Raw genomic sequence first — 20,370 nt, forward strand, 5'->3', positions numbered from 1 at the left:
ACCTTGGAATAATTCCAGACAAGCACCGCATGATAGATGAACATTCTTGTCAAGTTTGTGTGGGCGGTCGTGCAAACCATAATCCCAATATGGCGCGCATTCGGGTGGGCGGATTACTAAGTTAAGTCCGCGAGATCGACCAGGAGCAGTTCATCCATGTCACAATCAGCACCGGCTTTGGCATCCGCTCGGTTCGATGCCGACGCGGAGGCCAAGCTTTCGGCGCTTCGGCGCACCAAGTTCGTCGCCACCGCAGCGCTCGCGCTCTGCGTCCTCATCTTTGCGGTGGCCAAGTCGTTCGAGGGCAGTTTTGCCTGGCTGGGCTTCGTCGCCGCTTTCGCCGAGGCGGCGACGATCGGCGGGCTGGCCGACTGGTATGCGGTGGTGGCGCTGTTCAGACGGCCGCTCGGCCTGCCGATCCCGCACACCGCGATCATCCCGGAGAACCAGAACCGCATCGCCGACAATCTCGGCCGCTTCATCGAGGTCAATTTCCTGGCGCCCGAGCCGGTGCGTGAAAAGCTTGCCGAGGTCGACTTTTCCGCGCTCGTCGCCGACTGGCTGGCCGACCAGAACCGCGCCGCCGATCTGTCGCATTTCGTCGGCCGGCTGGTGCCGCAGACACTGGCGGCGGTCGAGCAATCCGGCCTGCGCGGCTTCGTCACCAGCCGCATGCTGGAGCAGATCGAAAAGGTGCCGCTGGCGCCGCTCGCCGCGGAGTTGCTGTCGGCTCTAACCGATGATCGCCGTCACCAAAGACTGTTCGACGAATTCACCAAGGTCGTTGGCCGCTTCCTGAGCGACGAGCAGGCGCTGGCAACGATGCGCGAGAAGATCCGCGAGGAACTGCCGTCGCTGTTCAATCTGTTTCGCGCCGACGCCTATCTGCTGAAGAAGATCGTCGCCTCCGCCGGTTCGCTGCTCGACGAGGTGAGGGCCGATCCCGATCACCCGATGCGCGCCGAGTTCGACCGTTTTGTCCTGACCTTCGTCGAGCGGCTGAGGACGTCCAAGCAATACGCCAAGCGCGCCGAGAAACTGAAGCGCGATTTCCTCGCCCGGCCGGAGCTGAAGGCGCTGGCCGGCGATATGTGGGAAAGCCTCAGTGTGTTTATCGAGCAGGACGCCAAGGCGCCGAATTCGATGATCCGCGCCCATCTCGCCAACATGTTCGTCGAGGTCGGCCGCCATCTTGCCGGCGACGCACAGATCAGGGCCGACATGAACCAGGGGTTCGTCGTAGCGCTGTCGTCTTTCGTCGAAAGCCAGAAGAGCGGCGTCTCGAAATTCATCGCCGATCAGGTCAAGCGTTGGGACCTTGCCCAGCTTACCAGGCTGATCGAGATGAACATCGGCAGGGACCTGCAATATATCCGCTTCAACGGCATGGTCATCGGCGGCATTGCCGGCGTCGTGCTCCATACCGCGGAACGGCTGTTCCTCGTCGACTGAGCCGCGATGTGTTGCGCCTCCGAATGGACCGCGAAGCTCCAGTGCCCTATTGTTCTCTTCAGGTGCCGCATTCGCAGCAACAGGGGAGAAACCAGCATGGCAAAGCGACCGGAATCCGACACCTTCATGGACATATTCGGCAGGTTCGGCCGCGACCTGAAGCTGCCGAACATCGATGTCGAGGCGATCCTCAACCATCATCGCAAGAACCTTGAGGCACTGGAAAAATCAGCCAGGGCTAGTGCCGCCGGAGCGTCGTCCCTGCTCTCCAGACAGCGCGAGATGCTGCAGGACACACTGCACGAGATCGCCGAGATGGCGCAGAGCTACAGGGCGCCGGGCGATCCTCGGGAGTTGATGGCCAAGCAAGCGGCGTTCGCCAGGAAATCCTTCGAGACCGCATTGAAGAATGCCGGCGAGGTGGCCGAACTGACCAGGAAATCCGGCACCGAATCGGTCGAGATCCTGCGCGACCGCATCAAGGAGGCGATGGCCGAAATCCGCAGCAGCTACGATAAGAAGTAAGCTGTTCCCACACCAAAGCAGGCGGATTTTTCTCCCGTCATGTCCGGCTCCTGAAAGCCGTATTGTTGGTCCTTGGCCCCGGCGGGGCGCACAAGTGTCCTCTTGCCCGGATTAACCTGTTTCCGGCGCTGGACACCCGCACCGACGCGATCCGGTCTGGGATACCGCAGCGGAAGGCGCGGAGCGAATTGACAGAGGCGGCCGGTTCGTGGTCCGGAGGCAGGGCAAGCGATCGGGAAAGCAGGAATGACGCAAACACGGCTGAGGACGCCGCCGACCTACGAACAGCTCAGGACGATGACAGGGCAGGAGCTTGGCGTGTCGGACTGGACGACGGTCGACCAGAGCCGCATCGACCAGTTCGCCGAATGCACGGGCGACCGCCAATGGATCCATGTCGATCCAGAGCGGGCGAAGCGGCAGAGCCCGTTTCGCGCCACCATCGCGCATGGCTATCTAACGCTGTCGATCATCGGCGCGCTGGCGCTCGATATGGGCATCGTGCCCGAAAACACGCAAGCCGTCTTCAACTATGGTTTTGACAAGGTGCGGTTCCTGGCGCCGGTCAGGGCCGGCGCACGCATCAGGCTGCGCAGCACGCTTTTGTCCATGGAGGACAAAGGCCCCGGCCAATATCTGATGAAGGCTGCCAACATCGTTGAGATCGAAGGTGAGCAGAAGCCGGCGCTGACCGCCGAAACGCTGGTTATGCTCTATGAGCGGCGGCGCAGGCGGGCAGGGGCGTGAGACGAAGCGCTGCATTTTCGTGACAGCGAAAATCAACGCGACATCGCCTCTTCGAGCGTCCTGAAAATTCTCTCGTCTGCTGACTGCGCGACGTTGAAGCGCAGGAAACGGCTGGCAGTTTGGGACAGGCTGAACGCATTGCCGGGCGCCAGAACGACATTGGCCGACAAGGCGCGGCGGGCCATTTCAGCTGCATCCACGTCTTCCGGCAGGCTGCACCACAAAAACATGCCGGCCGGCTGGTCGATCCACGGCGTGATGCCGATTGCCTTCAGGCGGGTGCTTGTCTCAGCCATGGCGCGTGAAAGCCGCGTGCGCAGCAAATCCACGTGCTTGCGATAGCTGCCGTCCTTCAGCAGCGTCAGCACCAGTTCGGAGGCAAGCCGTCCGCCGCCGAAGGACGTGGCGATCTTGAGGTCGGTCAGCCCTTCCATCCAGTCGCGCGGAGCCGCGATGAAGCCGCAGCGCACCGACGCCGAAAGCGTCTTGGAGAAGCTGCCGATATGGACGACGCGACCAAGGCCGTCGAACGCCGCCAGCCTGGGTGCGGGCGTGTGTTCGAAGTCGGCAAAGATATCGTCTTCGATGATCGTCAGATCCGATTGGTCGGCGAGCTTGAGCAATCGATGGGCGACGACCGGCGACAGAATTGCTCCCGTTGGATTGTGAAGCGCGGAATTGGTGATGTAGAGGCGCGGCCGGTGCTCGAGCAGCGCCTGCGCAAACAGCTCGGTATCCGGCCCCGACGGCGTATAGGGAACGCCGACCACGTTGGCCCGGTGAGCGCGCAACAGGGCATGGAAGTTGAAATAGCAGGGGTCGTCCACCAGCACCGTGTCGCCCGGCTCGAGCAGGAACCGGCAGAGGAGGTCGATGGCCTGGGTGCCCGATTCCGTCAGCATGATCTGGTCGGGAGAGGCTTCGATGCCGTGCTCTGCCATGCGCCGTGCGAGCAGATGACGCAGCGTCGGCAGCCCGAGCGGGGTGCCGTAATCCGTCAGCGTGACATCATCGCCGCGTGCCATTGTCCGCAGTGCCCGGCGCAATCCAGCCTCCGGCATCCACGAGGCAGGCAGCCAGCCGCAGCCGGGTTTGAGCACGCCGTCGCCGGCTTCCAGCGACTGGCGCGAAACCCAGAGTGGATCGACAGCACGGTCAACCCTGGGGCCGATCTCGGCCAGTGACAAGGGAGCCAGCGGTCCGGCGGCATAAAAACCCGAACCTGGACGCGACCGGATGATTCCTTCCGCCGCAAGGCGCTCATAGGCTTCGACCACGGTGGATTTGGAAACCTGCATGGTTCTCGCGAAAGCCCGGATCGAAGGCAGTCGTGTTCCCGGTGTCAGGCTGCGCGCGGCGATCCTGTGCCTGACCGTCGACATGACACTTTCGACAAGCGTCACGCTGCCCTCACTTGCCGTCGCCTGCTCGTCCATCCGTACTGCTCAACCTACCATGACAGTTTTATCAAACTGTACCTCATTGTCTCTGGTAGCGCCATACGTCCGGCCCGATAGAGGGCGAGAACATCAGGAGCATGCGATGGACAAGACGGCGGGTGGCTGGATCAACGGATTTGTGGGCGTTCTGATTTTCAGCGGATCGCTTCCGGCAACGCGCGTGGCGGTGATGGATTTCGATCCGGCCTTCTTAACCGTCGCCCGTGCTGCCACGGCAGGCATACTCGGCCTCGCGCTTCTGCTCATTTTTCGCCAGAAGCGTCCGGAGCGACGAGATCTGTTGTCGCTGGCCATCGTGGCGCTCGGCGTCGTGGTCGGCTTTCCGCTGCTGACTGCGTTGGCGCTCAAGCACATCACCTCGGCCCATTCCATCATTTTCGTCGGCCTGTTGCCGCTGGCGACGGCGATCTTCGGCGTCATTCGCGGCGGCGATCGCCCCAAACCGGCCTTCTGGCTGTTTTCGTGCCTTGGCAGCGCCCTTGTTGCCGGTTTTGCGGTGACGCAAGGCGTTTCGGCCTCGCCGGTTGGCGACATGCTGATGCTGGCCGCCATTATCCTGTGCGGACTGGGCTATGCGGAAGGAGCCACGCTGTCCCGCAAGCTTGGCGGCTGGCAGGTAATCTCGTGGGCGCTGGTGCTGTCGCTGCCGGTCATGCTGGCTCTGACGCTCATCACCATGCCGCCGTCGCTCGAAAGCGTCGGCAAGGCCGCCTGGATCGGCCTGGCCTATGTCTCGCTGTTCAGCATGCTGATCGGTTTTGTGTTCTGGTATCGCGGACTGGCGCAAGGCGGCATCGCTGCGGTCGGGCAACTGCAGCTCCTTCAGCCTTTCTTCGGCCTTGGGCTGGCGGCAATGCTGCTGCACGAGCAGGTCAGTCCTGCCATGATAGCGGTCACCGCAGCCGTCGTGCTCTGCGTGGTCGGTGCGAAGAAATATGCGCGGTAGGCGCCGGCCCTTCTCCCTTCTCCCCTTGTGAGAGAAGGTGGATTGGCGCGCAGCGCCAAGACGGTTGAGGGGTGCTGGCCGGAACGCCCACGTGCCAAGCTGGAACACCCCTCATCCGACCGCTTCGCGGCCACCTTCTCCCACAACAAGGGGAGAAGGGAGAGCCGACTTGGCTAGAACTTCGTTACCACGCCAATGCCTATGCCTTCGAAACCGCCCATCGCCATCAAGGCCGCGGGCGCCTCGTCGAGGCTGATCTTCTTGCCGACCAGCAGTTCGGGCTTCAGTTTGCCGGTGCGGATCATCTCCATCATCGCCTGATAGCGGTGGGCCTGCATGCCGTGGCTGCCGAGGATTTCGAGCTCGAAGGCGATCACCTTGTCCATCGGGATCTGCGGCCTGGCGTGATCGCCGAGCATCAGGCCGACCTGCACATGGCGGCCGCGCCGGCGCAGATTCGCGATCGAGTTGAATGAGGTACTGGAATGGCCGAGCGCGTCCATCGACATATGCGCGCCGCCATTGGTGATCTGCTTCACCGCCTTGACCACATTCGGCGTCTTGGCGGCATTGATCGTCGCCACCGCGCCGATCTTGCTGGCGAAGTCCAGCTTCTCGTCGGTCAGGTCGATCGCAATCACGTTGGCACCCATGGCGCTGGCGATCATGATCGCCGACAGGCCGACGCCGCCGCAGCCATGCACGGCTACCCATTCGCCGGGCGTCACCCGGCCCTGGTCGACAATGGCGCGGAACGAGGTGACGAAGCGGCAGCCGAGGCTGGCGGCGGTGGCGAATTCCATCTCGTCCGGCAAGCGGACCAGATTGGTGTCGGCATGGTCGATGGCGACATATTCGGCGAACGATCCCCAGGCGGTGAAGCCGGGCTGGGACTGATGCTCGCAGACCTGATGGTTGCCGGAGCTGCATTCGAAGCAGCGGCCGCAGCCGACGGCGAACGGCACGGTGACGCGCTCGCCGGTCTTCCAGCGGGTCACCTGACTGCCGGCGGCCACCACGACGCCAGCAAGCTCGTGGCCCGGCACATGCGGCAGGCGGATGCCGTCGTCATGGCCCATCCAGCCATGCCAATCGCTGCGGCAGAGACCGGTCGCCTCGACCTTGATGACAACGCCGCCCAGTGCCGGCTCCGGATCGGGAACGTTCTGGATCGTCGGGGTTTCGCCGAATTTTTCGAAGACAACGGCTTTCATCGGCAATTCCTCACGCTTTAATCCAACTCGCTCTATTCGGCATCGATCTGGTTCTCGGGTGCTGCCTTTCGAAAGGCCGGCACCGCCATGCAGGCGGCGTGGACACGTGTGATCGTCGGGTAGGGCATCAGGTCGACGCCGAAACGCGCATTGCTGGCGACCTGAGCCACCAGGCAGATGTCAGCCAGCCCCGGCGTGTCGCCGTGGCAGAATGTCCCGGTTTCGGACGAGGAAGCCAGAATCTTTTCAAGCGGCTGGAAACCTTCGTTCACCCAGTGCCGGAACCAGTTGGCGACGTCCGCGTCGCCGGCGCCGAACAGGGTGCGCAGCGAGGTCAGCACGCGCAGATTGTTCACCGGATGGATGTCGCAGGCGATCATCTGGGCCAGCATCCTGACGCGGGCCCGGCCAAGTGCGTCCTGCGGCAAAAGCGGCGGTTCGGGCCTGGTTTCGTCGAGAAATTCGATGATCGCCAGCGATTGCGTCAACAGCGTGCCGTCGCCGAGGATCAGCGCCGGCACCAGCCCTTGCGGATTGACCGCGAGGTAGGCGGGCTCCAGATGCCCGCCGTGGCGCAGATGATGTGGCACGTATTGGTAGGGCAAGCCCTTCATCTCCAGCGCAATCCGCACCCGGTAGGAGGTGGAGGAGCGGTAGTAGTTGTGAAGGACGAGGTCGCTCATTTCTGCACATTCGGCCGATTTGGCCGACCGGGCAAGGCATGGTGGTCCGGAAATTGCCATCTCCGCCTTTCGGCCAGGGATGGCGATGTACTATTTGCCAATAATCTGGCCATGGTCGCTGGGCTATTCTATCCTGCCTGAACTGAACGAATGCCATGACCGCAGTCAACGATCGCGCCCGGTTTCTGATCATCGACGACCACCCGCTGTTTCGCGAGGCGCTGCACAGCGCTGTGCAAATGGCATACCCGGACGTCGACACTGTCGAGGCGCGTTCGATCACCGAGGCATTTGAGCTTCTGGCGGATGCGAAGCCATTCGATCTCGCGCTGCTCGACCTCAGCATGCCTGATGTCCATGGCTTCGACGGACTGCTGCAGCTTCGGACCCGCTATCCGCGCCTGCCGGTGGTCATCGTTTCGGGGCATGAGGAGCCCAAGATCATTTCCGAGGCGCTGTCCTATGGCGCAGCCGGCTTCATCCCGAAATCGGCGCGCAAGAGCGATCTGGCCGCCGCCATCCGCTCGGTGATGGAAGGCGCGATCTATGTGCCCGAAACCTATGAAGGCCAGCCGCCGGACGCCGACAGCACCGACCGCGCCGAGATGGTGCAGCGCCTTGCCAAACTGACGCCGCAGCAATTGCGGGTGCTGCAGATGCTGCGCCAGGGCTTGCTCAACAAGCAGATCGCCTACGAGCTGCAGGTCGGCGAAACCACTGTCAAGGCGCATGTTTCCGAGATCCTGCGCAAGCTCAACGTCTACAGCCGCACGCAAGCCGTCATCGAGGTTTCGAAGCTCGACAGTGCCGAGCTGTTTCGCGGCCAGGCGGGGTTTTGAAAGGGCCTCGCTCCGTCTTCATATAGCGCTTAGGCTACGACAAACTCCGGATAGGATTCTCGAAACTCCTTCAGACAGGGAATTGCATCGCCATAGCCGACAATTGTGTCATTCTGGTCGCGAATTGTCAGGAGTCTGAGATTCGGCGTAAAGCATACGTGATCTACGCCACCGTAGTGCGCATGAGACATCGCCAATCCGATGGAGCTGGGGAGTTTAAATAAAGTGTCCGGCTTGGATATTTGTCCGTGCAATTCGGTCAACACATAAACCGAGTTGCCAATTACTTCTCTATACATCGTGTAGAATGCGATGAAATAAGAAAATCCTTGAGTTCTATATGCCGCCGATTGAAACCAATCGATCTCTCGCGCTACGACCGGTCTAAGATCAAAGACTTTTCCATAATTGGTTATAAGCTCGCCGTATATGGCGCTAAACCGATCTCCATTTATTACTTCAAATGGCAAACTAAATCTGTGGAGGCAATCGACAAATTTTCATCTGTCTGATTTCTGAATTTCATACCAAGTACCGAAAAAGCAATTGCGGTGACAGTGCACCATTTTGGATTACGGTGACAGTGCACCATTTTTCTTTCGTCGCCCGCGTCGTTTTTCTGGGTTTCACGGCGGCATACCGGGAAGGATAATGCGGGCAAGGCGAGCCATTCAGGGACCTATTCGGGAAAATACTCAATATCCAGCGATGCTCCAATTCTGCCCACAAAGGCAATCGTCTTAGCAGAGAAATTCAAAGGGACATCCTCGCGCTCTGGAGCAATCGCTATCTTCAAAGATATCTCATTCAGATGTTCATGATGACGTAGCCAAGACAGGTTTTCTGCTTTCTCGCCAAGCCTCAGAGCCAGCTCGCCGATGGCGAAGTCGAGATCTACATATTCCTCGAACCTGCAACTGATGTTCCAGCCATTGTTCTTGGGCCATGGCCGAGGGGGCGTCCTCTGGCTGCCTTTGACGACTTCGTGGTCGGCGTCAATTTCTAGGAGGTCGGATATTTCGTGTGGGTCAAGCGTTCTTGATGTGACTGATAGAAAGACGGTGATCCGGGTCATCTCTTTTCCATAGCCACTTCTCAAGCCAAGAGATGCGCCAGCAGCGCTCGTAATTGTGCCGGTTTCAGCGGCTTGCGCATCAGCTCGATGCCGGCCGCGCGGGCAGCTATGGCGACGGTCTCCGAACCGTCGGCGGTGACGATCAGCGCCGGCACGGCGCGGCCGAGATAATCGCGGACCTCGCCGATGGTCGTGGTGCCGAGATCGCCGCCGTCGAGATGCTGGTCGGCTATGACGATGTCCGGCACCCAGTCCGTATCGCCAAGCATCTCGAGCGCAGCATCGGTCGAGGTGGCGGGGCGCACCAGGCATTGCCAGCGCTCGAGCAGGGACGTCATCGCCTGCAGCACCTCGACGTCATTCTCGACCAGCAGCACCTTTGTGCCGAACAGCCCGTAGCCGCGCGGCCGCTCCATGTCGACGGTGCCGGCAATGGCATCGACGCTGGCGCCGATCCCGACCGGAACGTCGATATGGAAAATCGTGCCGTGCCCGACCTTCGACGAAAACGTCACGGGATGGCCGAGTGCGGCGGCGATGCGGCGCACGATGGCCAGGCCCAGTCCCAGCCCGCCGCCGGCAAGCCCGGCATCGGTCGGGATCGTGCCGCGGTGGAATTCCTCGAACACCGCCTCGCGCTGGTCGTCGGGGATACCGCAGCCGGTATCGGCGACATCGATGCGGATCGTGTCGCCGCGATGCCTGGTGCCGACCAGCACGCCGCCGGAGCGGGTGTAGCGCAGCGCGTTGGAAAGGATGTTCTGCAGGATGCGGCGCAGCAAGGTGCGATCCGAATGCACGACGGCGTTGACCGGCCGGAATTTTAGCGTCAGGCCCTTCATTTCGGCGACCGGCAGGAAGTCCGAGCGCAGCGACGAAAACAGCATCTCCAGGCTGACGTCGCCGATATCGGGCTGCACGACGCCGGCGTCGAGCTTGGAAATGTCGAGCAGGGTGCGGAGCAGGTCCTCCATCGTCTCCAGCGACCGCTCGACCTGCCGGACCAATTTTTTGCCCTCGTCGCTGGTCTGCACTTCGGCCAGCGCCGAGACGGAGAGATGCGCGGCATTCAATGGTTGCAGCACGTCGTGGCTGGCGGCCGCCAGGAACCTGGTCTTGGACAGGTTCGCCAGCTCGGCGTTTTCCTTGGCGGCACTGAGATCGATGTTGGATTGTTCCAATCTACGCAGTGTCGAGTGCAGTTCCTCGGTGCGCGTGCGCACTCGATTCTCGAGCGAAATCGCGGTCTGGAACAGCGAGAACGCGTTGGCCTGCTGGTCCATCGAGCGCTCGACGCGGCTGACAAGGGCTGCGTTGATCTTCTTCAGCTTCTCCAGGTCGTTGATGTTCCTGAGCGGCATAAGAACCTCCTACTCCGCCGCCTGCCGCTCTCCGAAGGCGATGCCGGTGAACGTCTGGTTCAGATGCATCGACCGGTACTGTTCGCCATAGGTGCCGAAGCCGATGACGTTGTTGACCTTGTAGAGTTCCGAAATCTCCCGAAAGACCTGCCGGTTGCGCGCGTCGAGTCGGCGCAGCACGCAGTCGAAGCCGAGGATCATGTCGATGCCGCCAAGCCTTTCCTCGACATCCCTGAAGGCGGCACGTGTCGATTCAACCATGTTCTTGGGCTGGGCGATGGAAAGGACGACGCCATCGTCGATGGCGCAGAAGAACGACAGCGAGCCGTCGGCGTGCATTTTCTGAATCGAGCGGCAGTAAAACTCGCCGCCCACTTTCACCACCACCGGGTGCGAGGCAAAACTCAGTGGCGTCAGCATCTGCCGGATGACACCGACCGAGGCGGCGTATTCCTCGGCGGCATTGGTGGCGTTGAATTCGCGCACGGTGCGGTAATCGGGATCGGACGCGGTCACCACCAGCTTCTCGTCGGTGGGAACGAAATTGTCGGTCTTGAACACGTGGAAAGGAATTTCCGTGGTGATCAGCACGATGATGGCACAGTCGGAGGCAACCTTGCCGTTCGAGATCAGCCGCGTCGTCTCGAATTTCAGATCGTCGCCGGCCGAACCGCCGATCAGCGGAATGTCGTCGAGCCCCCAGTGGATGGCGGAGGTCACCGCTTCTTCGGCATAGGACAGCCCGTCGATGAAGCAGAGCGCGAAGGTGGTGTTGGTCCGTTCGTAGCCGACGCGGCCCTGCAGCGCGCGCCGCAGCGCCCCGACTTCACCGGTGATCCTGTCCATGCCCGACGAAGAGAGACTGTCGACCATGGTGCTTGCGACCGAAAACGATGCTGATGGAAAGAGCAAGGCGAGGATCTGGCCTTCCTCCAGACCGCGCGGCGTGATTTCGCCGGCGGTGGAGCAGCCGGCATAGGCAAGTGCCGGCGCGTTGATCTTCAGCGCGTCCGACAGGGCCGCCGCATCGACAAGGCTCTGGGAGAAAAACAGCAGGGCGAAACCCGCATCGATGGCTGCGGCTTCAGCCGCGACCGCCTGGGTGAACACATTGGCGTCGGGCTCATCCGTGGTGAGCACCGATAGGCCGCATGCATAGCGCGTCCGTGAACTGGCCAGCGGCTTCCTCCTCGATTCCTCCGACGCTCTTTTTGTGCGCGTCTGGCGCGCCGGCGTCGAAGTCATTGTTGTCTTCAAGTGCTGCTTTGGCAATGAGCCAACACGATGGATTTGAAGTTTCTGCTATTTTGACGGCAGCAACATGGACAAAGTCACATCGGTCTATGCCTCCGCCTTCATTGCGGCGTCGCCTGCCGGCGTCATGGTCGGGAAGAACGACGACCAGCTCAGGCAAGTTATGGAGCAAGGTTATGCTCATTATCGAGCGATCGGTACGAAGGAGATGCGGATACGGGCACCTCGCCGATAGACGAGCATCATTTGCGTTGCTCACGTCGCCTGGACGTCGATCTATGCGCGCAAACGCCAACCGGACGTCACGATAGATTTCGACGTCCACTACCTCGTCCAGAAGCTGGACGGAGAGCCGAAAACATTTGGGTGGGTGTCAGGCGACGAGCAGGAGGTTCTCAGAAAACACGGCGTCGGCTGAATCGGCTTGCCGCGCTAGCCGTTCGTGGCCGCAAGGCGGCATCGCCACAGCGATCGTGGTTTCGCTTCGCTCCGCCGTTCCGGCCTTTGCGTGACCGAAAGTACAATAGGCGGATTTTCGGGCGAACTGCATTCTCACGACTTCGGGATTGCAAGCTGCTTTTTCCGCACGTTATACGGGAGGGGAAGAGCGGCAGCCGGGAGCACTCACGCGGCATCGGCGACAAGACGACCAAGGTAAATTACCCAGGGAGATTTCATGTCGGACATATCGTTGACGGTGAACGGAAAGCGGGTCGGTGGCGTCACCGAAGACCGCACGTTGCTGGTTCATTTCTTGCGGGAGAATCTTGGACTCACCGGCACCCATGTCGGTTGCGACACTTCGCAATGCGGCGCCTGTGTGGTCCATGTCGACGGCAAGGCGGTAAAGTCCTGCACAATGCTTGCGGTGCAAGCCTCCGGGTCGACCATCGCGACGATCGAAGGCTTGGCGGACGGAGCCGACCTGCATCCAGTGCAAGCGGCGTTCAAGGAGCATCACGGATTGCAGTGCGGTTTCTGCACGCCGGGCATGATTATGACGGCGACCGACATGATCAACCGTCACCCCGAAGGCCTCGACGAGGCCACGGCGCGCGCCGAGCTCGAAGGCAACATCTGCCGCTGCACCGGCTACCACAACATCGTGAAGGCGATCCTCGCCGCATCGGAGACGATGGCCAAGGGAGCCGCCAAGGGCAAGGCCAGGCAAGCTGCGTGAGGGATGAAGTGAGTAGGGGAATAGGGAATAGGGAGTAGGGAGTAGCGATTTGGCTCTTAATTCCCTATTGCCCGACTCCCTTACCCCTATTCCCCTACTTTTTCGGGAGGAATTTCTGCGATGGGCATTGAAGGTGTTGGCGCTCGTGTGGCGCGCAAGGAAGACAAGCGGTTCATTACCGGCGCCGGCCGCTATGTCGACGACATGGTGGTTCCCGGCATGAAGCATGCGGCCTTCGTCCGCAGCCCGCACGCGCATGCGCAGATCCAGAAGATCGATGTCAAAAAGGCCCAGGCCATGCCGGGCGTCATCGGCGTGCTGACCGGCGAGGAACTCAAGGCCGACGGCATCGGCAATCTCATCTGCGGCTGGATGATCCATTCCAAGGACGGCACGCCGATGAAGATGGGGGCGTGGTCGCCGCTGGCCTTCGACAGGGTCCGCTATGTCGGCGACGCGGTGGTCGTCGTGGTCGCCGAAACCAAGGGCCAGGCGCGCGACGCGGCCGAAGCGGTCGACATCACCTACAAGGAATTGAAAGCAGTCGTCGATGCTCCGAAGGCGCTCGAAAGGAGCGCACCACAGATCCACCCGGAAGCCGACGGCAATCTGATTTTCGACTGGGAGCTCGGCGACAGCACAGCGACCAATGCGGCGATCAAGGCCGCTGCCCACGTCACCCGCATGAAGATCGTCAACAACCGGCTGGTGCCCAACGCCATGGAGCCGCGTGCGGCACTAGGCTATTACGACAAGGCCGAGGACCACTACACGTGCTGGACGACCTCGCAGAACCCGCATCTCGCGCGTCTGGTGATGAGCGCCTTCTACAATGTCGCGCCCGAAAACAAGCTGCGCGTCATCGCGCCGGATGTCGGCGGCGGCTTCGGCTCGAAGATTTATATCTATCCGGAAGAAATCATCTGCCTGTGGGCCTCGAAGAAGACCGGCGTGCCGGTCAAATGGGTCGCTGACCGCACCGAGAGCTTTCTCACCGACGCCCATGGCCGTGACCATGTCTCGACGGTCGAAATGGCTTTCGACAAGGACAACAGGATCACCGGGCTGAAGGTCGACACCATCGCCAACCTCGGCGCCTACATGTCGCTGTTCTCGTCCTGCGTGCCGACCTATCTCTACGCGACGCTGTTGTCGGGCCAGTACGACATTCCGGCGATCCACGCCAATGTGCGCGCCGTCTATACCAACACCGCACCGGTCGACGCATATCGCGGGGCAGGGCGGCCCGAGGCCACCTATCTGCTCGAACGCGCCATGGAGACCGCCGCCCGTGAGTTGGGCGTGTCGCCGGCGGAGCTTCGCCGAAAGAACTTCATCACATCGTTCCCGCACCAGACGCCGGTCATCATGAATTATGATGCCGGCGATTATGCCGTTTCGCTGGACGCGGCGATGGAGGCTGCCGATTATGCCGGTTTTACCCAGCGCAAGGCGGCCGCCAGAGCGAATGGCAAGCTGCGCGGCATCGGCATGAGCTGCTATATCGAGGCCTGCGGGCTGGCGCCGTCGGCGGCGGTCGGCAGTCTTGGAGCGGGTGTCGGCCTGTGGGAATCAGCCGAGGTACGCGTCAACGCCGCCGGAACGATCGAAGTATTGACCGGCTCGCACAGCCATGGCCAGGGCCATGAGACGACTTTCGCACAACTGGTCAACCAGCGCTTCGGCGTGCCGATCGACAGTGTTTCGATCGTCCATGGCGATACCGACAAGGTCCAGATGGGCATGGGCACCTATGGCTCGCGCTCGGGCGCCGTCGGCATGTCGGCTGTCGCCAAGGCGCTCGACAAGGTCGAGGCCAAGGCCAAGAAGATCGCCGCCCATCTGCTCGAGGCCGACGAGGGCGACATCGTCATCGAAAACGGTGCATTGAAGGTCACCGGCACCGACAGACAAGTGCCGTGGTTTCAGATGGCGCTTGCCGCCTACACCGCCCACAACCTGCCGGGCGGCATGGAGCCGGGGCTGAAGGAGACTTCATTCTACGATCCGTCGAACTTCACTTTCCCCGCCGGCTGCTATGTCTGCGAGGTCGAGATCGATCCGGAAACCGGCGTCACCGAGATCGTCCAGTTCGTCGCCGCCGACGATTTCGGCAACATCATCAATCCAATGATCGTCGAAGGCCAGGTGCATGGCGGCGTCGCCCAAGGCATCGGCCAGGCCTTGCTGGAGGGCACCCGCTACGACGCCAGCGGGCAGCTTTTGACTGCGAGCTATATGGACTACACCATGCCGCGAGCCGACGACCTGCCGTCGTTCAAGGTCTCGACCTCGAACACGCCGTGCCCGGGGAATCCGCTCGGCATCAAGGGCTGCGGCGAGGCCGGCGCCATCGGCTCACCGCCGGCAGTGCTCAACGCCATCACCGACGCCATCGGCATCACCGATATCGCCATGCCGGCATCGCCGTCCACGGTCTGGGCAGCGATCCGGGCGACGACGAAACACTGAAAGGGGTGAATAGTGAATGGTCGATAGTGAATAGTAAGATTGGCGTCGAGTTCACGAAGCTTCCGATTCACCATTCACCGTTCACTAATTCACTTTAGCGGAGAGTCCCATGTACTCAGTCAATTATCACCGCGCCGCCTCGGTCGCTGATGCCGTCAAGCTGCTAGAGAGCGGCGATGCGAAGCTGCTGTCGGGCGGCATGACGCTGATCCCGGCGATGAAGACGCGGCTTGCCGCACCGTCCGATCTCGTCGACCTTTCGCATATCGAGGAATTGAAAGGCATCGAGGTGTCGGGCAGCACCATCACCATCCGCGCCGGCACCACGCATTACGACGTCGCCCGCGACGAGAGGCTGAAGACGGCCTGTCCGGCTTTGGCCCACATGGCTTCTCTGATCGGCGATCCGGCCGTACGCTACAAGGGCACGATCGGCGGCTCGGTCGCCAATAATGACCCGGCGGCCGATTACCCGGCAGCACTTCTTGCGCTTGACGCCACTATCGTCACCAACAGGCGCGAGATCGCTGCCGACACGTTCTTCACCGGCCTGTTCGAGACGGCGCTGGAGGACGGCGAGATCGTCACCGCGGTGACCTTCACCGCGCCGGCCAAGGCGGCCTATGAAAAATTCCGCAATCCGGCATCGCGCTATGCGATCGTCGGTGTGTTCGTGGCCAAGGGCGCGGACGGAGTCCGCGTCGCCGTCACCGGGGCCGGCGACAACGGCGTCTTTCGTTCCAAGGAAATCGAGGCGGCACTTGCCACGAATTTCGACGCCGCTGCCCTCAACGGAGTGAAAGTGCCGGCGAATGATTTGATGACTGACATCCATGCCTCGGCCGATTATCGCGCCAATCTGATCATGGTGATGGCCAAGCGCGCGGTGGCTGCCGCCAACGCCTGAAGATACCGATCGCCGGGTCTTGGGTTTGTCATCTTTGGGGAAGGGGCCTTCGCGGCCCCTTTTTCGTCGCTCTCGGGCATTACGGCCGTACAGGCCAAAGGGTGGCCATCTCGCACTTGCACAGCGCTCTATTGCACTGCAATATGCATGGAGGAATGCGAGCCGGGGCTCGGAGCGCACGGTCACAGCCCGCAGCCCTTTCGCATCATTCAAATGCGAAAGGACCGGCATGACGGATATCTCCGCGGCGCAGCTTGTCGTGTCCCGGTCCGCCGCCGACACGTCGTCGAGAACAAGGCTGGCCTATCTCGACGGATGGCGCGGCCTGTCGATCGCACTGGTGCTGATCGGCCACTTCTTTCCCGTTCCCGGGATCAACCTCGGTGTCATGGGCGTCGAGTTCTTCTTCGTGCTCAGCGGCCGGCTCATGGCCGAGATTCTCTTTGTCGAACGCTATCCTCTCAAGGCGTTCTTCAAGCGCCGGTTCTCCCGCATCTATCCGGCGCTGCTGGTTTTCGTCGTCGCTTCGATGGTTGCGTTGTCCGGCACGTTTGTCGCCTTCAAATGGAAGGCGGCGCTGACGGCGCTGACATTCACCTACAATTATGCCGGGATTCTCGTCAGCCGCGCCGGCGCGCTCGACCATATCTGGTCGCTATGCGTCGAAGAACATGCCTATGTCATCCTGGCGGTGATCAGTTTTTTCGTTTCAGGGCGTGCCCGCGTCGTCTTGCTGCTCAGCGCGCTGTCGGTGCTGGCCATGGCAAACGGCGCGATTTCGTACTGGGTCTTCGCAATGGACTACGAGACCACCTATTGGCGGACCGACGTGCACATCGCTTCGATCCTGCTGTCGGCGGTGATATGCCTGCTCAAGGCCGACGACAGGCTGCCAGCCTTGTTCGAGGGGCCGCATGTCGCCGTCGCGGCGTCCGTCGGGGCGGTTCTTCTGTTCATGGATGCGGTGCCGACGCCGATCCATTATCTGGTCGCGGTGCCGCTGTTGGCGCTCGCCGTCAACTCGCTCGATTTCAGCACACGGTACCTGACCGGATTTTTGTCCTGCTGGCCGATGGCGACGCTGGGACTGTGGTCGTATTCGCTCTATCTGTGGCAGCAGCCGTTCTACAAATTCGTCTATTCACAGGGCAGTGCGCCGCTGCTGATGCTGGCCGGGGCGTTCGCTTGCGCTTTGTGCAGCTATTACATCGTCGAAAAGCCTGCCCGTGGCTGGCTGAACCGCAATTGGTAGGGCTGTCGCCTCAGCCGGTGATCTGCCTGGTATAGTAGCGGACCGCCTTCTTGCCGCCGTGGATCACCGCGTCGCCGACCTCGACGAAGCCAAGCGCGGCGTGAAAGGCGTCTGAAGCCGGATTGGGCGGCTCGGCATTCACCTCGCAAGTGACGATGGTCTGGCCGGCATGCAATACATGGTCGAACAGATCCTCATAGAGCCTGCGGGCATGGCCGCGACCACGCGCTTCTCCTGCAACGACGACACGGTCGACATAGACGAAGCGCGAATAGCGCTCGCGGAACCACAGGAAGTTCGGGCTGTCGTAGCGGGCGTTCTGGTCGAAGGTCATGATGAAGGCTTCGAGCGCACCGATGCGGCGCGCATAAAACGCTTCGCCGAGCAGGAAGGACAGGCGCTCGGGTTCGAGCCACGACAACTCGGCCGCGTGTTCGTTGTTGAGGGCGAGGACGGCGGGCTCGTCCTGCGGCGAGACCTGGTCGATCGGCAGGCGTGCTTGCGTCACGTGTTTTTCTTTCTTCGGGATCATGCTCTCGCCGCCGCAATCGTCGCCGCCACCAGCGCCGCGTCGGTCACGGTGTTGCGGTACTCGCGGTCGAGGTCGGTGCCGCCCATGCCAACCTGGGGATTGCGGTAGCGCATCGCGCTCGGCACGTCCTTGAGCGCGGCGAAATGCATTTCCGTCAGTCCGGTTCTTTCCCGCACCTCGGCGGTGTTCCTGGGGTTGAGCCCGCCGCAGCCAAGAATGACGATGCGCTTACCGGCCTGCTGGACGAGGCCCGCCAGCAGGGCCACGCCCTCCAATGCGGTATCGCGCTGGCCGCTGGTCAGCACGCGGCCGACCTTGCTGCGGATCAGCGCTTCCAGCGCTTCGGCCGGATCGCGTGTCATGTCGAAGGCACGGTGGCAGGTGACGTTCAAAGGCCCTGCCGCCTGCACCAATTCGCTCATGCGCTTTTCGTCGACGGTACCGTCGGCATTCAGGCAGCCGACGACGACACCAGCCACGCCAAGTTCGCTCAGCGCACGCACATCGGCGAGCATCGAACGGTACTCGGCTTCACTGTAGAGAAAATCGCCGCCGCGCGGCCGCACGATGACGTGGAATGGGATCGTCGCCAGCTCAAGGGCGGCACGCACTGTGCCAAGACTCGGCGTTATGCCGCCCTCGAGGAGGCTGGCGCAGAGCTCGACCCGGTCGGCGCCGGCGGCTTGCGCCGCCAGCAGGCCGTCTATGCCTTCGACGCAGATTTCGATCAGCGGCAGGCGAGGGCGTTCGGTGTCGGTCACAGGGCGATCCGTTGGCGAATTCGAGTTGGTCATGCCCTAGCATCGGGCTCCTTGTAGCGAAAGCCGGAACTATTGGCTCAACGCGACGGGTCGTTGCCGTTTGCATTGCCCAATTTCCTGCTTGACACATTCATAACTGCCGAGTTATTGGTAAATCCATAGCTATCTGGTTATTGATTTTGGCAGACAGGGCGCCGATCCCGGATGACTGGCATCGGGATCGGCAAAACAAGGAGACCACGATGCAAGCAAGACTGAAACACCCTGTGCTTCTCATTCCCGGTGCCCTGCAGGCGCTGCTGGCGCTGGACAAGTCGACGGAATCGGCTGACCTGCCCTACGTGACGCGCAAGCTCGTCCATTTGCGCGCCAGCCAGATCAACGGATGCAGCGTCTGTATCGACATGCATGCGCGTGAATTGAAGAAGGCCGGCGAAAAGGATGAGCGCGTCTTCACGGTGTCCGCCTGGCGGGAGACGCCTTACTTCACCGACGCCGAACGCGCGGCTCTTGCGCTTGCCGAGGCAACAACCCGGCTCTGCGACCGGCCCGACCCGGTGCCCGACGCGATCTGGGACGAGGCCGCCCGGCATTATGACGAGAAGGCGCTTGCCGCCCTGGTGGTCCAGATTGCCCTGATCAACGCCTTCAATCGCCTCAACGCCGCCACTAGGCAGATGGTCGGCACCTGGGGGTGAGCGGACCGGCTCGCCGATATGCGCCGTGGCTGGTTTCGCGGCGGCGCATCAGATCCGCAAATTGTGAGCGTTCGCGCGCACGAAGTCGATGAAGGCCCGCAGCTTGGGCGGGACGAGGCGGCGGCTGGGATAATAGAGGTGGAGCGGTTCGTAGGTGGGACAGAAAGGCTCCAGCACCTTGACCAGCGCGCCGGAGGCGAGAAGCGGCGCAGCAAGGCCTTCGACGGCAAAGGCTAGGCCAAGCCCTTGCGCGGCGGCGGTGATGCAGAGCGGAAGTGTGTTCACGACCAGACGTGCGTCGGGCGTGAACTCGACTTGGCGTCCGTCCACGACGAACTCCCAGGGCGAGATGGCGCGGGTGCGGGTGAAGGCGAAGGCCATGCAGCGGTGGGCGGCGAGGTCGGCGGGCCGCTTCGGCGTACCGTTACGCGCCAGATAGTCCGGGCTCCCCAACACCACGGTCTGCAGCGGCCCGCCCAGACGCGCGCCGATCATATCCTTCTCGAGAAGCTCGCCGATCCGCAGACCGGCATCGAAGCCCTGAGCGGCGATATCGACGAAATTGTCGTCGAAGATCAGGCTAAGCCGCACTTCCGGGTAAGCGTCCATGAACGGCCCCATCAGCGGCTCGACCAGCAGTGGTGCGGCGATCCATGGCAGGCTCAGGCGCAGTGTGCCGGCGGGGCGATCGCGGGTCTCGCGCAGCGCCGCGCCAGCCGCCCGGATCTCTTCGGCCGCTGGGCGCACGTGGTCGAGGTAGTGGGCGCCGGCTTCGGTCAGGCCAACGCTGCGGGTCGTGCGGTTGAGAAGCCGCACCCCCAGACGGTCCTCGAGCCCCTTGACCGCCTCGCTCAAAGAGGCCGGAGCGACGCCGAGTTCGGAGGCGGCGCGGGTGAAGCTCCTGGCCTCTGCAACCTTCAAGAAGGCGACGATGCCGCTGAACTGGTCGAGGCGCATTATGAGGTTATTCCAAATAGCCTTGTCGAACTATACGGGTTTTTTCCGGTGAAGA

At 61.9% G+C, this 20,370-nt stretch carries 19 protein-coding genes and 1 pseudogene; 11 read left to right on the forward strand and 9 right to left on the reverse strand.

Annotated elements, in window-relative coordinates; genetic code table 11:
- Nucleotides 1-156: 156 nt before the first annotated feature.
- The 3 genes from ACWTU8_RS06765 (at nucleotide 157) to ACWTU8_RS06775 (ending at nucleotide 2,724) form a co-directional block, all read left to right on the forward strand.
- The gene (locus ACWTU8_RS06765) at nucleotides 157-1,452 is read left to right on the forward strand and encodes a DUF445 domain-containing protein (RefSeq protein WP_455847510.1); all 1,296 of its coding nucleotides are present in this window, start codon (nucleotides 157-159) and stop codon (nucleotides 1,450-1,452) included.
- Nucleotides 1,453-1,548: 96 nt separating this feature from the next.
- Complete coding sequence (locus ACWTU8_RS06770; protein ID WP_455847511.1) at nucleotides 1,549-1,977, forward strand: phasin family protein; 429 nt, start codon at nucleotides 1,549-1,551, stop codon at nucleotides 1,975-1,977.
- 246 nt (nucleotides 1,978-2,223) lie between these two features.
- Nucleotides 2,224-2,724 carry a MaoC family dehydratase gene (locus ACWTU8_RS06775; protein WP_455847512.1) on the forward strand — a complete coding sequence of 167 codons (501 nt, stop codon included), beginning with the start codon at nucleotides 2,224-2,226 and terminating at the stop codon, nucleotides 2,722-2,724.
- A gap of 32 nt (nucleotides 2,725-2,756) precedes the next feature.
- Here ACWTU8_RS06775 and ACWTU8_RS06780 read toward each other — a convergent pair whose 3' ends face one another.
- A complete protein-coding gene (locus ACWTU8_RS06780; RefSeq protein ID WP_455847513.1) occupies nucleotides 2,757-4,160 on the reverse strand; it encodes an aminotransferase-like domain-containing protein in 1,404 nt (467 codons plus the stop codon).
- Between the two features lie 106 nt (nucleotides 4,161-4,266).
- On the opposite strand from ACWTU8_RS06780, the gene ACWTU8_RS06785 reads away from it, so the two are divergent.
- Nucleotides 4,267-5,130 (forward strand): DMT family transporter, encoded by an 864-nt coding sequence (locus ACWTU8_RS06785; protein ID WP_455847514.1) that lies wholly within the window; start codon nucleotides 4,267-4,269, stop codon nucleotides 5,128-5,130.
- Nucleotides 5,131-5,303: 173 nt separating this feature from the next.
- Here ACWTU8_RS06785 and ACWTU8_RS06790 read toward each other — a convergent pair whose 3' ends face one another.
- The gene (locus ACWTU8_RS06790) at nucleotides 5,304-6,344 is read right to left on the reverse strand and encodes a zinc-dependent alcohol dehydrogenase family protein (protein ID WP_455847515.1); all 1,041 of its coding nucleotides are present in this window, start codon (nucleotides 6,342-6,344) and stop codon (nucleotides 5,304-5,306) included.
- A 32-nt stretch (nucleotides 6,345-6,376) separates the two neighbouring features.
- Nucleotides 6,377-7,027 carry a maleylacetoacetate isomerase gene (gene maiA, locus ACWTU8_RS06795; RefSeq protein WP_455847516.1) on the reverse strand — a complete coding sequence of 217 codons (651 nt, stop codon included), beginning with the start codon at nucleotides 7,025-7,027 and terminating at the stop codon, nucleotides 6,377-6,379.
- A 155-nt stretch (nucleotides 7,028-7,182) separates the two neighbouring features.
- Between maiA and ACWTU8_RS06800 the strand changes: the two genes are divergently transcribed.
- Nucleotides 7,183-7,866, forward strand: a complete 684-nt coding sequence (locus ACWTU8_RS06800) for a response regulator (RefSeq protein WP_023803603.1) — start codon at nucleotides 7,183-7,185, stop codon at nucleotides 7,864-7,866.
- Between the two features lie 679 nt (nucleotides 7,867-8,545).
- Here the strand turns inward: ACWTU8_RS06800 and ACWTU8_RS06805 are convergent.
- From ACWTU8_RS06805 to ACWTU8_RS06815, 3 genes are read right to left on the reverse strand one after another with little or no spacing between them, the layout of a single operon-like run.
- Nucleotides 8,546-8,941: a DUF4279 domain-containing protein gene (locus tag ACWTU8_RS06805; protein WP_455847517.1), complete on the reverse strand. Its 396-nt coding sequence runs from the start codon at nucleotides 8,939-8,941 to the stop codon at nucleotides 8,546-8,548.
- Nucleotides 8,942-8,961: 20 nt separating this feature from the next.
- Complete coding sequence (locus tag ACWTU8_RS06810) at nucleotides 8,962-10,302, reverse strand: ATP-binding response regulator (protein WP_455847518.1); 1,341 nt, start codon at nucleotides 10,300-10,302, stop codon at nucleotides 8,962-8,964.
- Between the two features lie 9 nt (nucleotides 10,303-10,311).
- On the reverse strand, nucleotides 10,312-11,547 hold the full coding sequence (locus ACWTU8_RS06815; RefSeq protein WP_455847519.1) for an FIST N-terminal domain-containing protein: 1,236 nt from the start codon (nucleotides 11,545-11,547) through the stop codon (nucleotides 10,312-10,314).
- Nucleotides 11,548-11,635: 88 nt separating this feature from the next.
- Between ACWTU8_RS06815 and ACWTU8_RS06820 the strand changes: the two are divergent.
- From ACWTU8_RS06820 to ACWTU8_RS06840, 5 genes and pseudogenes are all read left to right on the forward strand, one after another.
- Nucleotides 11,636-11,974: pseudogene (locus ACWTU8_RS06820) on the forward strand (nuclear transport factor 2 family protein); the annotation flags it as partial.
- Nucleotides 11,975-12,232: 258 nt separating this feature from the next.
- Nucleotides 12,233-12,736, forward strand: coding sequence for a (2Fe-2S)-binding protein (locus tag ACWTU8_RS06825; RefSeq protein WP_455847520.1), 504 nt, complete (start codon nucleotides 12,233-12,235; stop codon nucleotides 12,734-12,736).
- Nucleotides 12,737-12,856: 120 nt separating this feature from the next.
- Nucleotides 12,857-15,208 (forward strand): xanthine dehydrogenase family protein molybdopterin-binding subunit, encoded by a 2,352-nt coding sequence (locus tag ACWTU8_RS06830; RefSeq protein WP_455847521.1) that lies wholly within the window; start codon nucleotides 12,857-12,859, stop codon nucleotides 15,206-15,208.
- A 109-nt stretch (nucleotides 15,209-15,317) separates the two neighbouring features.
- Nucleotides 15,318-16,115 carry an FAD binding domain-containing protein gene (locus tag ACWTU8_RS06835; protein WP_455847522.1) on the forward strand — a complete coding sequence of 266 codons (798 nt, stop codon included), beginning with the start codon at nucleotides 15,318-15,320 and terminating at the stop codon, nucleotides 16,113-16,115.
- Between the two features lie 229 nt (nucleotides 16,116-16,344).
- Nucleotides 16,345-17,367 (forward strand): acyltransferase family protein, encoded by a 1,023-nt coding sequence (locus ACWTU8_RS06840; RefSeq protein WP_455847523.1) that lies wholly within the window; start codon nucleotides 16,345-16,347, stop codon nucleotides 17,365-17,367.
- A 10-nt stretch (nucleotides 17,368-17,377) separates the two neighbouring features.
- Here ACWTU8_RS06840 and ACWTU8_RS06845 read toward each other — a convergent pair whose 3' ends face one another.
- Together ACWTU8_RS06845 and ACWTU8_RS06850 are read right to left on the reverse strand one after the other, a co-directional pair.
- Nucleotides 17,378-17,899 (reverse strand): GNAT family N-acetyltransferase, encoded by a 522-nt coding sequence (locus tag ACWTU8_RS06845; protein ID WP_455847524.1) that lies wholly within the window; start codon nucleotides 17,897-17,899, stop codon nucleotides 17,378-17,380.
- The gene (locus tag ACWTU8_RS06850) at nucleotides 17,896-18,693 is read right to left on the reverse strand and encodes a copper homeostasis protein CutC (protein ID WP_455847525.1); all 798 of its coding nucleotides are present in this window, start codon (nucleotides 18,691-18,693) and stop codon (nucleotides 17,896-17,898) included. The genes ACWTU8_RS06845 and ACWTU8_RS06850 overlap by 4 nt, the downstream gene beginning before the upstream one ends.
- A 209-nt stretch (nucleotides 18,694-18,902) precedes the next feature.
- Here ACWTU8_RS06850 and ACWTU8_RS06855 point away from each other — a divergent pair, with 209 nt between their 5' ends.
- Nucleotides 18,903-19,358, forward strand: a complete 456-nt coding sequence (locus ACWTU8_RS06855) for a carboxymuconolactone decarboxylase family protein (RefSeq protein WP_455847526.1) — start codon at nucleotides 18,903-18,905, stop codon at nucleotides 19,356-19,358.
- 48 nt (nucleotides 19,359-19,406) lie between these two features.
- Here ACWTU8_RS06855 and ACWTU8_RS06860 read toward each other — a convergent pair whose 3' ends face one another.
- On the reverse strand, nucleotides 19,407-20,315 hold the full coding sequence (locus tag ACWTU8_RS06860) for a LysR substrate-binding domain-containing protein (protein ID WP_455847527.1): 909 nt from the start codon (nucleotides 20,313-20,315) through the stop codon (nucleotides 19,407-19,409).
- Nucleotides 20,316-20,370 lie beyond the last annotated feature (55 nt).

The sequence above is a fragment of the Mesorhizobium sp. BHbdii genome, assembly GCF_053848045.1.